Annotated in this window: 14 protein-coding genes; all 14 read left to right on the top strand. The window is 54.7% G+C overall.

Annotation, left to right across the window (positions count from 1 at the left end; genetic code table 11):
* Nucleotides 1-257 precede the first annotated feature (257 nt).
* The 14 genes from flgB (at nucleotide 258) to IEI95_RS23385 (ending at nucleotide 11,781) form a co-directional block, all read left to right on the top strand.
* The gene (flgB, locus tag IEI95_RS23450; protein WP_015914944.1) at nucleotides 258-650 is read left to right on the top strand and encodes a flagellar basal body rod protein FlgB; all 393 of its coding nucleotides are present in this window, start codon (nucleotides 258-260) and stop codon (nucleotides 648-650) included.
* A 3-nt stretch (nucleotides 651-653) separates the two neighbouring features.
* Nucleotides 654-1,091, top strand: coding sequence for a flagellar basal body rod protein FlgC (gene flgC / locus IEI95_RS23445; RefSeq protein WP_015914945.1), 438 nt, complete (start codon nucleotides 654-656; stop codon nucleotides 1,089-1,091).
* Nucleotides 1,088-1,462 carry a flagellar hook-basal body complex protein FliE gene (gene fliE / locus IEI95_RS23440; protein ID WP_071202753.1) on the top strand — a complete coding sequence of 125 codons (375 nt, stop codon included), beginning with the start codon at nucleotides 1,088-1,090 and terminating at the stop codon, nucleotides 1,460-1,462. The genes flgC and fliE overlap by 4 nt, the downstream gene beginning before the upstream one ends.
* 18 nt (nucleotides 1,463-1,480) lie before the next feature.
* Nucleotides 1,481-2,272 (top strand): flagellar basal-body rod protein FlgG, encoded by a 792-nt coding sequence (flgG, locus tag IEI95_RS23435; protein ID WP_015914947.1) that lies wholly within the window; start codon nucleotides 1,481-1,483, stop codon nucleotides 2,270-2,272.
* 17 nt (nucleotides 2,273-2,289) lie between these two features.
* The gene (flgA, locus tag IEI95_RS23430) at nucleotides 2,290-2,769 is read left to right on the top strand and encodes a flagellar basal body P-ring formation chaperone FlgA (protein ID WP_015914948.1); all 480 of its coding nucleotides are present in this window, start codon (nucleotides 2,290-2,292) and stop codon (nucleotides 2,767-2,769) included.
* Nucleotides 2,766-3,881 carry a flagellar basal body P-ring protein FlgI gene (locus IEI95_RS23425; RefSeq protein ID WP_015914949.1) on the top strand — a complete coding sequence of 372 codons (1,116 nt, stop codon included), beginning with the start codon at nucleotides 2,766-2,768 and terminating at the stop codon, nucleotides 3,879-3,881. The genes flgA and IEI95_RS23425 overlap by 4 nt, the downstream gene beginning before the upstream one ends.
* Nucleotides 3,878-4,447 carry a MotE family protein gene (locus IEI95_RS23420; protein ID WP_156531420.1) on the top strand — a complete coding sequence of 190 codons (570 nt, stop codon included), beginning with the start codon at nucleotides 3,878-3,880 and terminating at the stop codon, nucleotides 4,445-4,447. Before IEI95_RS23425 ends, IEI95_RS23420 begins: the two co-directional genes overlap by 4 nt.
* Complete coding sequence (flgH, locus tag IEI95_RS23415; protein WP_015914951.1) at nucleotides 4,444-5,157, top strand: flagellar basal body L-ring protein FlgH; 714 nt, start codon at nucleotides 4,444-4,446, stop codon at nucleotides 5,155-5,157. Before IEI95_RS23420 ends, flgH begins: the two co-directional genes overlap by 4 nt.
* A gap of 166 nt (nucleotides 5,158-5,323) precedes the next feature.
* Entirely contained in the window at nucleotides 5,324-5,842 is a 519-nt protein-coding gene (locus tag IEI95_RS23410; protein ID WP_071202757.1) for a flagellar basal body-associated FliL family protein, read from the top strand.
* Nucleotides 5,839-6,576, top strand: a complete 738-nt coding sequence (fliP, locus tag IEI95_RS23405) for a flagellar type III secretion system pore protein FliP (RefSeq protein WP_015914953.1) — start codon at nucleotides 5,839-5,841, stop codon at nucleotides 6,574-6,576. The genes IEI95_RS23410 and fliP overlap by 4 nt, the downstream gene beginning before the upstream one ends.
* A 264-nt stretch (nucleotides 6,577-6,840) precedes the next feature.
* Nucleotides 6,841-7,803, top strand: a complete 963-nt coding sequence (locus IEI95_RS23400; RefSeq protein WP_156531421.1) for a flagellin N-terminal helical domain-containing protein — start codon at nucleotides 6,841-6,843, stop codon at nucleotides 7,801-7,803.
* A 287-nt stretch (nucleotides 7,804-8,090) separates the two neighbouring features.
* On the top strand, nucleotides 8,091-9,053 hold the full coding sequence (locus IEI95_RS23395) for a flagellin N-terminal helical domain-containing protein (RefSeq protein WP_156537579.1): 963 nt from the start codon (nucleotides 8,091-8,093) through the stop codon (nucleotides 9,051-9,053).
* A gap of 388 nt (nucleotides 9,054-9,441) precedes the next feature.
* Entirely contained in the window at nucleotides 9,442-10,404 is a 963-nt protein-coding gene (locus tag IEI95_RS23390; RefSeq protein WP_156531423.1) for a flagellin N-terminal helical domain-containing protein, read from the top strand.
* Between the two features lie 414 nt (nucleotides 10,405-10,818).
* Nucleotides 10,819-11,781, top strand: a complete 963-nt coding sequence (locus IEI95_RS23385) for a flagellin N-terminal helical domain-containing protein (RefSeq protein ID WP_156531424.1) — start codon at nucleotides 10,819-10,821, stop codon at nucleotides 11,779-11,781.
* Nucleotides 11,782-12,009: the final 228 nt, after the last annotated feature.

Genomic DNA, 12,009 nt, shown 5'->3' with positions numbered 1-12,009 from the left:
ATAAGCCTTGGCCGACCGTCGCTTTCATCCCACATCCAGTGTGTTTTTCAAAGCCGCCTATGGGCGGCTTTTTGCATTGGCGGCCAGGGCTGAAATTGTGCTCGCCCGGCGATCAATCCTCGATAAATATACAATTGTTTCAAAATCTTAAATTGGATCTTAGGAAAAGTTAACGATTGTAGAAAAGGCCGGTTTTGCGGTCAGTCCCACGCAAGATTACCGGCCTAATCTCCAGGGTGTAAATTGGAGAAAACTCTATGGAACCGATAAAGCTTTTTGATGTGGCATCACGGCAGGCCGAGTGGCTTTCCCTGCGCCAGGAAGTGATCGCCGGCAACATAGCCAATGCCAATACACCGAAATTCATGGCGAAGGACATCACACCCTTCAATGCCATCCTGGACGTGCGTCAGTTTGGTATGGCGCGGACCAATTCGAAGCATATGGCCTCGAGCGATCTGAACACCGATCTGGATGTCGATATCCGCGAGGCGCCTTTGAATGGCGAAATCGGCGTTCAGGTTTCGGGAAATTCGGTCGCGCTGGCCGATGAGATGACCAAGATGGGCGAGATCCAGCGGCAGCACTCGCTCAACACTAACCTCGTCAGTAGTTTTAATCGCATGATGCTGATGACTGTAAAGGGGTAAACCATGGATTCCGTCACCGCGACAGATCCTCTCACCTCGGCCCTGAAAATTGCCGGCAGCGGACTGGATGTACAGTCCACCCGGCTCAGGATCGTTTCGGAAAATATTGCCAACGCCCAGAGCACCGGCGACACGCCCGGCGCCAATCCCTACCGTCGCAAGACGATCACCTTCGGGTCCGAAATGGACCGCGCCACAGGCACGGAAATCGTCAAGGTCAAGAAGCTTGGCTTCGACAAGTCGAATTTCACGGAAGAATACGATCCCAGCAATCCGGCTGCCGATGCCAAGGGCTACGTGAAAATGCCCAATGTGAACGTGCTGATCGAAATGGCCGACATGCGCGAAGCCAACCGCACCTATGAAGCCAATCTTCAGTCCGTCAAGCAGACACGTGACCTGATTACCTCGACCCTCGACCTGCTGAAGAGCTCACAATGATTGATTCCATTAGCAAAATTGGCTCTCTCGTTCCATCGGGCATGACTGAGGGCACCGACGCTACCAGCACGGCCTCGCTCGGCGGTACACATTCGCTCTTCAGCACGCAGACGGGCGTCACGGCGCAGAATGCGACACCGGGTACCGCAACAGGCATGAGCTTCAGCGATGTCGTCGGCGGCGTGATGAACGATGCGATGCAGAACCTGAAGACCGCTGAAAGCAACTCCCTCGACGGCATGCTCGGCAAGGTCAGCACCCGCGAAGTGGTTGATTCCGTCATGTCTGCGCAGAAATCGCTGCAAACGGCGATTGCGCTGCGCGACAAGCTGGTTTCGGCCTTCCTCGACATCACAAAAATGCAGATTTAACCTCAGGGATAGCAGCACATGAGAGCTCTCGCAATTGCCTCCACCGGCATGAATGCCCAGCAGACCAACCTCGAGGTCATTTCCAACAATATCGCCAATATCAATACGACCGGTTTCAAGAAGTCGCGCGCTGAGTTTTCGGACCTTCTTTATCAAACCGAAAAGGCTGTGGGCGTCGCAAACCGCGCCAACCAATCGACGGTGCCAGAAGGTGCCAATATCGGTCTCGGTGTGCAGACGGCAGCTGTGCGGACGATGAACGAGCAGGGCGAATTGTCGGAGACCTCGAACGAACTGGACGTTGCCATCGTTGGACGCGGTTACCTCCAGGTGCAGAGCCCTGACGGTGCTACCACGTTCTACACCCGCGCCGGCGCTCTCAACAAGGATTCCGACGGCAACCTGGTGACGACCGAAGGCTATAAGATCATTCCAAATATCACCATCCCAACGGATGCGACCGAAGTGAAGATCAGCGAATCCGGTGAGGTCTCGGTTTTGCAAGGCGATTCCTCCACCTATACAACGCTTGGTCAGCTGGAAACATCGGCTTTCGTCAATCCGGCTGGTTTGAAGGCTATCGGCGACAATCTGTTCCAGGAAACGGCTTCCTCCGGTAATCCGATCAACGGCGTGCCCGGCGACGCGGGCTATGGCTATCTGAAGCAGGGCTATCTGGAGTCTTCGAACGTCGACTCGGTCACGGAAATTACCAGCCTGATTTCGGCCCAGCGCGCCTACGAGATGAATTCCAAGGTCATCACCACCGCCGACGAAATGGCACAGATCGTCAGTAAAAACCTAAAGTAAACATCAAAGGGGCAAACATGATGTTTCGCCATATGAAGAGAATGTTCAGGTTGACCGGGGTGGCCGTCATGGTCTTGGTGGCTTTCGCCGCCGCCCCGTCAGCGGCGCGGGATCGTTATGCGATCGTTCCGACGGACACCATCTATCCAGGCGAAGCGATTTCGTCCAACAAACTGGATCGGGTTCAGGTGACCAATCCCAATCTTGCCGGCGGCTTTGCCTCTGACATGGCGGATGTGGTCGGCATGCTCTCGACCAAGACACTGCTGCCCGGTCGCACTATTCCGTTGGCGACGCTGAAACGCCCCTATGCGGTGATCCGCGGGTCGCAGCTGCGGCTGATCTTCAATATCGGCAACCTCACCATTTCTGCGTCGGGCAGCCCGATGGACGATGCCAATATCGGCGACGTCATCCGCGTCCGTAATCTCGATTCCGGCCAGATCGTCAGCGGAACGGTCATGGGCGATGGCACTGTGCAGGTGATGGCAAAATGAGTATCCGGGTTCTGCTTTTCTCGATTTTCACCGGCTTCCTTCTGGCGGCTGCCGGTCCTGCCTTGGCGCAGGGCTCGCGCATCAAGGACGTTGCCTCCCTCCAGGCCGGCCGTGATAACCAATTGATCGGTTACGGTCTCGTCGTCGGTCTGCAAAGCACCGGCGACAGTCTTCGTTCCTCACCTTTCACCGACCAGTCCATGCGCGCCATGCTCCAGAATCTGGGGATTTCCACCCAAGGCGGTCAGTCCTCGGCCAAGAATGTCGCTGCCGTCATGGTGACCGCCACCCTTCCGCCCTTCGGCAGTCCTGGCAGTCGTATCGACGCCACGGTCAGTTCGCTGGGAGATGCTACATCGCTGCGCGGCGGTACGCTGATCATGACCTCGCTTTCAGGCGCCGATGGCCAGATCTACGCCGTTGCCCAAGGGTCGGTGGTTGTTTCCGGCTTTACTGCCCAGGGTCAGGCGGCCACGGTGACCGAAGGCGTCACCACCTCCGGCCGCGTCCCGAATGGCGCGATCATCGAGCGCGAACTTCCGTCCAAATTCAAGGATTCGGTCAATCTCGTGCTGCAATTGCGCAATCCGGATTTTTCGACATCACTCGGCATGGCTCGGCGTATCAACAATTATGCCACCGCCACCTACGGCGCTCCGATTGCCGAGGCACGCGACAGCCAGGAAGTGGTGATCCAGAAACCGCGCACGGCGGATCTGGCCCAATTGATGGCCGATATCGAAAACCTTGTCGTGGAGACCGACACACCGGCCAAGGTGGTGATCAACGAGCGCACAGGAACCATCGTCATCGGCGCTGACGTGCGTGTCTCCAAGGTTGCTGTCAGCTACGGCACGCTAACGGTGCAGGTCAACGAGACCCCGCAGGTTATTCAACCGCAGCCCTTTTCCAGCGGCACGACGGCGACGCAGCCGCAGACGGATATTTCCGCGCAGAAAACCGGTGACAAGGTTGCCATCGTCGATGGACCCGACCTGCGCACACTGGTGGCTGGCCTGAATAATATCGGCGTGAAGCCGGACGGTATCATCGCCATCCTGCAAGGCATCAAGTCGGCAGGGGCACTTCAAGCGGAGCTTGTCCTGCAATGAGATCAACAGCCTCCCTCGCAAACTATGCCGCTTCAAGATATTCTGGTCTTGGCGCTCTGGCCCTGGCCTGCGCTGTTCTTGCTGTTTCGGCCCTGCCAGGCAGCGCCCAGCAGGCGGCCCCGGCGCGTGCCGCCAATAGCGGCTCCACCGGCACGACCAGCGCCGATGACATCCAGCGTTTTTGCACCAACATTGCCGATCCGGCCCGCGACCAGCGCTATCTGCTGCAAAAGCAGGATCTGGAAAAACTGCAATCGGATGTCAATGACCGCATTGCCGTGCTTGAAGCACGAAAGAGCGAATATCAGGATTGGCTGGCGCGTCGAAACGACTTTCTGCAAAAGGCGGAAGCCGGCTTGACCGATGTCTACAAGAATATGAAGCCCGATGCCGCTGCCCCGCAGCTGGAGAAGGTCAATCCTCTCTTGGCCGCAGCGATCATCATGAAGCTTCCGGCCAAGCAATCCAGTTTGATTCTCAGCGAGATGGACCCCGAAAAAGCCGCGCTCGTCGCCGGCATCATGTCCAATGCCGCTGATCCCAATACCTCGAAGGAACCCACATGATAAAGCGTAGCGCTGTGGTTCTCATGGCCGTTATCCTCACCGGCTGTGGGAACAAGACATTGGAAGAAGTCGGCAATGCTCCGGCCATGAGCCCGGTGGGCAGCGGCTTGCGTTACAATCAGGCTCCGCAGCTTGCCAGCTATCCGAAGCAGACCAAGGCTGTCAGCAACGGCTACTCCCTCTGGAACGACAGCCAGGCGGCGCTTTTCAAGGATTCGCGCGCCATCAATGTCGGGGATCTGCTGACGGTCAATATCTCGATTGCCGACAAGGCGAAGTTCAAGAACGACACATCACGCAGCCGTAAGAACTCGACATCGCTGACATGGTCGACGGTGATCAACCTGTTCGGCATCACACCGCCAGATTCGTCCGGCGACATGAGCACCGATTCGAATTCGAGTTCCGATGGCAAGGGATCGGTCGATCGGTCTGAAACGCTGACCTTGATGGTGGCGGCTGTGGTGACCAGCATTCTTGAAAACGGCAATCTGCTGATCAGCGGTTCGCAGGAAGTGCGCGTCAACCATGAAGTCCGCATTCTGAATGTCGCGGGTATCGTGCGCCCGCAGGATGTCGATGCCAAGAACACCATTTCCTATGAGAAGATCGCAGAGGCCCGCATTTCTTACGGCGGCAAGGGACGTTTGACGGAGGTGCAGCAGCCGCCGGTTGGCCAGCAGGTCGTCGACATGTTCTCGCCGTTCTGACGACGTGACAAAGATATTGCCCTGTACCAACGGCCTGTTTCTGTGGCCGTTGGTATGATGCGTTCCGGCTGATTACGATTGGCCGGCGAAATATGCCGATTTGTTTTTTGCATGCCCCTTCAGATCCAAGGCGATCGAAGGGCGATGCTGCAGGATGGAGACCACCATGGCAGATGCACCGGCGCTGGAAGGCCCTTCGAAAAAGGCTTCCCCCATTCTGCTCATTGCTGCACTTGCGGGACTGACCGTTGTCGGCGCGGGTGCCGGCTGGCTGGTCGGAACCATGATTGCGCCCAAGGTCAAGGTGGCGAAGGAAGAACAAAAGGCGGCTGAAGAGGCCGGGGGCAAAAAAAAAGAAGGCGAAAAAGAAGAGACCGGCTTGCCGAAATTGCCAGCAGAGGCCAATGGTATCGTCCAGCTTGATCCCGTCACCACCAACCTTGCCTATCCCTCTGAAAGCTGGGTCCGGCTGGAAGTGGCTCTGGTCTTCAACGGTCCGGTCGATGCAAAACTGGCCGAGGATATCCATCAGGATTTGATGGCCTATATGCGCACGGTATCCCTGCAACAGATCGAAGGCCCACGCGGTTTCGATTATTTGAAGGACGATCTGCGCGAGCGAGTTGACGTGCGGTCTGAAGGACGGGTATCGAAGCTTTTGTTTAGGACGTTTGTCATCGAATGATTCGAACCCTTATCTTGATCGCCGCGATGATAGCGGCCCCGGAACTTGCCCAGGCGCAGCAGCTTCCGTCAAACTTCCTGACAGCGCCGGTCGACGGATCCGTCGCGGCCTGGATTATCCGCACCTTCGGTCTACTGACAGTTCTTTCGGTTGCTCCCGGCATCCTGATCATGGTGACGAGCTTTCCGCGCTTCGTGATCGCGTTTTCCATTCTGCGCTCCGGCATGGGTCTATCCAGCACGCCGTCCAACATGATCCTGACCAGTCTTGCCCTGTTCATGACCTTTTATGTCATGACGCCGGTCATGGATCAGGCCTGGCGTGACGGTGTGCGCCCGCTTCTGGACAACCAGATTACCGAGGCCGAGGCTGTTCCCAGGATTGCGGAGCCTTTCCGGGGCTTCATGTCCAACAATACCCGCGAGAAAGACCTCCGGCTGTTCATCGATCTGGCCAATGAGCGCGGGCAGACGACGGTCGTTGAAGGCAAGGTCGATTACCGGGTATTGATCCCAGCTTTCATGCTGTCAGAGATCCGGCGCGGCTTTGAAATCGGCTTCCTGATCATCCTGCCTTTTCTGGTCATCGACATGATCGTCTCGACCATCACCATGGCCATGGGCATGATGATGTTGCCGCCGACGTCGATTTCCCTGCCGTTCAAGATCCTGTTCTTCGTGCTCATTGATGGCTGGAACCTTCTGGTCGGTAGTTTGGTGCGCTCATTTTCCTGAAGCCAGACCATCCCCTAGAAATAGAGGGTTTATAAACCATAGAACAGCGTGTTCGCGCCTTGCGCCCCATCCTGGGCGTTTTTGGCGTTGTTAATGGTTCTTTTACCACTCCTGTTGAGCTAACCTTAAAGCCGTGCGTGGTTATGTGCTGATTAGAGGCGAGTTAAACAAACTCTAGTTAATTGACATGATGTCGATCGCTTCTGCCGGTATATAGTCCGGCATGTCCCTCTTTTGTATTGTGTAACCACAGGGACAGATCTGATGACAAGCATCATGACCAACAATTCGGCCATTTCGGCACTTTCCACGCTGCGCACTATCAGCTCGCAGATGGAAACCACGCAGAGCGCCATTTCTTCAGGCTACAAGGTCAAGGACGCATCCGATAATGCGGCTTACTGGTCGATTGCCACGACCATGCGCTCCGATAACAAGGCGATGTCTGCCGTGCAGGACGCACTCGGCGTCGGCGCTGCCAAGACGGATACAGCCTATACCGGCATGGAAGCCGCTATCGGTGTCGTCTCTGACATCAAGGCCAAGCTGGTTGCCGCCCGTGAACCAGGCGTGGACAAGGACAAGATCAACAAGGAACTGACCGAGCTGAAGAACCAGCTGAGTTCTGTTGCCAAGTCCGCGTCGTTTAACGGCGAGAACTGGCTGTATGACAACAGCGAAGCCGAAGGCACGACCCAGGAAATGGTTGGCTCCTTCGTTCGTGGGAATGATGGCAATGTCTCGATCAAGACGATCACCTTCGATACGACCAACTCGATCCTGATCAATGACGAGGCGGGTGACGGCGGTCTTCTGACAAAGGGAACCGTCGCAACCTATGCCTATGGTACAACGACGACGACGGCATCCTATTACCTGATTTCCTCTGTCGCCGGTAATACCGGTAGTGCGAGCGAAGTGACGCTGACCTCGACGACCAGTGACGATGAGATCGATGGCATGGTTGCCTCGGTTGACAAGATGTTGTCCAGCATGACGGATGCTGCTGCCACCATCGGTGCGACCAAGAGCCGGATCGAATCTCAGTCCAGCTTTGCGAAAGACCTCAGCGATACGATCGATGTCGGCATCGGCAAGCTCGTGGATGCGGACATGAACGAGGAATCGACCAAGCTGAAGGCGCTGCAAACGCAGCAGCAGCTGGGCATCCAGGCGCTGTCAATCGCTAATTCCAGCACAGAGAATGTTTTGTCGTTGTTCCGTTAATAACCGACATAGGCATACGAAACGAAGAGGCCGGGCATTCAGTCCGGCCTTTTTTAATTTTTCATTAATTTAATAATGTATTAACCAAGTAAAATATGGATATTTTTATATAAATTAATCACGTAATTCTCTGTTAGGATATTTTTAACTGTGTCTGAGTTAAAACGGGCTATCGAAATCGGCAGGTTAACCTGTTAATTGAATGTTAATCGCATGAAGCGAGCCGAATTTCACCGGGGAATAGCCCGGAATGTCCCTTCCTATGTGTCATTCAAGGGGCAAGGCCTATGACGAGTATCATGACGAACACTGCTGCGATTTCAGCACTTTCCACGCTGCGGTCGATCAGCTCCGATATGGAGACCACCCAGAGCCGGATTTCGTCCGGTTACAAGGTCGAGAGCGCGTCGGACAATGCGGCCTATTGGTCGATTGCCACGACGATGCGCTCGGACAACAAAGCGCTCGGTGCTGTTGAGGACGCCATCGGCCTTGGTGCAGCCAAGACAGACACGGCCTATACCGGCATGGAATCGGCAATCAGTGTCGTCTCCGATATCAAGGCCAAGCTGGTTGCTGCTCGCGAACCGGGCGTGGACAAGGAAAAGATCAACAAGGAACTGGCCGAGCTGAAGAACCAGCTGAGTTCTGTTGCCAAGTCCGCGTCGTTCAACGGTCAGAACTGGCTGTATGACAACAGCGAAGCCGAAGGCACGACCCAGGAAATGGTTGGCTCCTTCGTTCGTGGGAATGATGGCAATGTCTCGATCAAGACGATCACCTTCGATACGACCAACTCGATCCTGATCAATGACGAGGCGGGTGACGGCGGTCTTCTGACAAAGGGAACCGTCGCAACCTATGCCTATGGTACAACGACGACGACGGCATCCTATTACCTGATTTCCTCTGTCGGGGGTAATACCAGTAGTGCGAGCGAAGTGACGCTGACCTCGACGACCAGCGATGATGAGATCGATGGCATGGTTGCCTCGGTTGACAAGATGCTGACCAGCATGACGGATGCTGCCTCCACCATCGGTGCAACCACATCACGTCTGAAGTTGCAGGATAGCTTCATCAAGGACCTGAGCGACACGATCGACACAGGTGTGGGCCGTCTGGTGGATGCGGACATGAACGAGGAATCGACCAAGCTGAAGGCGTTGCAGACGCAGCAGCAGCTGGGTATCCAGTCTCTGTCGATCGCCAACTCCAGCTCCGAAAACGTTATGTCGCTGTTCCGCTAGCATTCAAGTTCCGCAGCATCGAAACATCTATAGCCGGGTGATGAGCCCGGCTATTTTGTTTTTCGTATCTGGAATGTGCTGTTCTACAATTCTGGACTGCACCCGTTTCCGATCATATGAGCACATGACGACTTCGGTCTTGGTTATCCTTTTGAATAAAACTCAAGTTGCTCGTTATCGATCAACGAATCACCATTTCATAAAATTTTTTGAATAATTTTCTCTCCTGATTTAGCAAGAATTAACCTAACTGGGTTTAAATAAAAACATCAAAACGACGGATTAATCTCTTGTTTAAAAAGATTAATGGCATGAAGCGGAGCCGTCGTTCGCCGGGAAGGAGCCCGGGATGTCCCTTCCGTTTCCAGTTCCATAAGGGGCAACGCCTATGACGAGTATTATGACGAACACTGCTGCGATTTCAGCACTTTCCACGCTGCGGTCGATCAGCTCCGATATGGAGACCACCCAGAGCCGGATTTCGTCCGGTTACAAGGTCGAGAGCGCGTCGGACAATGCGGCCTATTGGTCGATTGCCACGACGATGCGCTCGGACAACAAGGCGCTCGGTGCCGTTGAAGACGCCATCGGCCTTGGTGCAGCCAAGACAGACACGGCCTATACCGGCATGGAATCGGCAATCAGTGTCGTCTCCGATATCAAGGCCAAGCTGGTTGCCGCCCGCGAACCGGGCGTGGACAAGGACAAGATCAACAAGGAACTGACCGAGCTGAAGAACCAGCTGGGCTCTGTTGCCAAGTCCGCGTCGTTTAACGGCGAGAACTGGCTGTATGACAACAGCGAAGCCGAAGGCACGACCCAGGAAATGGTTGGCTCCTTCGTTCGTGGGAATGATGGCAATGTCTCGATCAAGACGATCTCCTTCGATACGACCAACTCGATCCTGATCAATGACGAGGCGGGTGACGGCGGTCTTCTGACAAAGGGAACCATCGCAACCTATGCCTATGGTACAACGACGACGACGGCATCCTATTACCTGATTTCCTCTGTCGGGGGTAATACCAGTAGTGCGAGCGAAGTGACGCTGACCTCGACGACCAGCGATGATGAGATCGATGGCATGGTTGCCTCGGTTGACAAGATGCTGACCAGCATGACGGATGCGGCTGCCACCATCGGTGCGACCACATCACGTCTGAAGTTGCAGGATAGCTTCATCAAGGACCTGAGCGACACGATCGACACGGGTGTGGGCCGTCTGGTAGATGCGGACATGAACGAGGAATCGACCAAGCTGAAGGCGTTGCAGACACAGCAGCAGCTGGGTATCCAGTCTCTGTCGATCGCCAACTCCAGCTCCGAAAACGTGCTGTCGCTGTTCCGTTAAGCCTAAGGGCATCGAGAATCACCAAATGCATAGCCGGGCGAAAGCCCGGCTATTTTTTTATCTTGTTAGCAAAAAGCGCCTTGGCGGACGTCTTATCGATTGTGCTGGTTCAGGGAATGGCGAAGTTTCGTTCGTCGTGGGAATAATCCAAACGGTATTTCAAGTGGTTGATAAATAAGAAAAATTAAATTTCCCTATGATGGGAATGGAAGGCGCAAGCCTGCATGCATCCTCGTTGTATGGTTAATATTTTTTCAAATTTATGTTTCGTTAACCATGCTGGTGTTTTCTGTGTTCACGAAAGCACTGGGCCGGACGAGCAGATAGAGATCCGGCGGGCATGAAGCCGACCAATGTTACCGGTCTAAATCCGGTCTGTCCCTTTCCAAAACAATCACCTCAAGGGGCACTTTTATGACGAGCTTGATGACAAATACCGCTGCAATTTCAGCACTTTCGACCCTGCGGTCGATTTCCGACGATATGAATTCGACACAGAACAGGATTTCGTCCGGCTACAAGGTTGAGAATGCATCCGATAATGCTGCCTATTGGTCGATTGCCACGACGATGCGCTCGGACAACAAGGCGCTCGGTGCCGTTGAGGATGCCATCGGCCTTGGTTCCGCCAAGACGGATACGGCCTATACCGGCATGAAATCGGCGATCGATGTGGTTACCGACATCAAGGCCAAGCTGGTTGCTGCCCGCGAACCGGGCGTGGACAAGGAAAAGATCAACAAGGAGCTGGTTGAGCTGAAGAACCAGCTGAGTTCTGTTGCCAAGTCCGCGTCGTTTAACGGTGAGAACTGGCTGTATGACAACAGCGAAGCCGAAGGCACGACCCAGGAAATGGTTGGCTCCTTCGTTCGTGGGAATGATGGCAATGTCTCGATCAAGACGATCTCCTTCGATACGACCAACTCGATCCTGATCAATGACGAGGCGGGTGACGGCGGTCTTCTGACAAAGGGAACCGTCGCAACCTATGCCTATGGTACAACGACGACGACGGCATCCTATTACCTGATTTCCTCTGTCGGGGGTAATACCAGTAGTGCGAGCGAAGTGACGCTGACCTCGACGACCAGCGACGACGAGATTGACGGCATGGTCTCAGCCGTCGATAAGATGCTGTCCAACATGACCGATGCTGCCTCCACCATCGGTGCGACCACATCACGCCTGAAGTTGCAGGACAGCTTCATCAAGGACCTGAGCGACACGATCGACACAGGTGTGGGCCGTCTGGTGGATGCGGACATGAACGAGGAATCGACCAAGCTGAAGGCGTTGCAGACGCAGCAGCAACTGGGTATCCAGTCTCTGTCGATTGCCAATTCCAATTCCGAAAGCATTCTGTCGTTGTTCAAATAAGACGAGGGTTCGAAGGCGTTTACGCCTTTCTCCTGAAAATGAAAAAAACAAGCCACAACAATGGCTTGTAGGGTTCACAAAGCCAGAGACGACTACCGTTGGGAGGCCAGGAATGGTCCTTGCCCGATGTGTTGGATCCACGATGTTTATCAAAGCCGCAGCACCCGCTGCGGCTTTTTTCATGCCTGCTTTTCTTTGGTCTTGAAAAAATTAGGAATTCGTTTAGAC

Source organism: Agrobacterium vitis (genome assembly GCF_014926405.1).
Lineage (GTDB): Bacteria > Pseudomonadota > Alphaproteobacteria > Rhizobiales > Rhizobiaceae > Allorhizobium > Allorhizobium vitis_H.
Note: the sequence above shows the minus strand (reverse complement) of the source record. Positions and strands in the feature narration are given on the sequence as shown.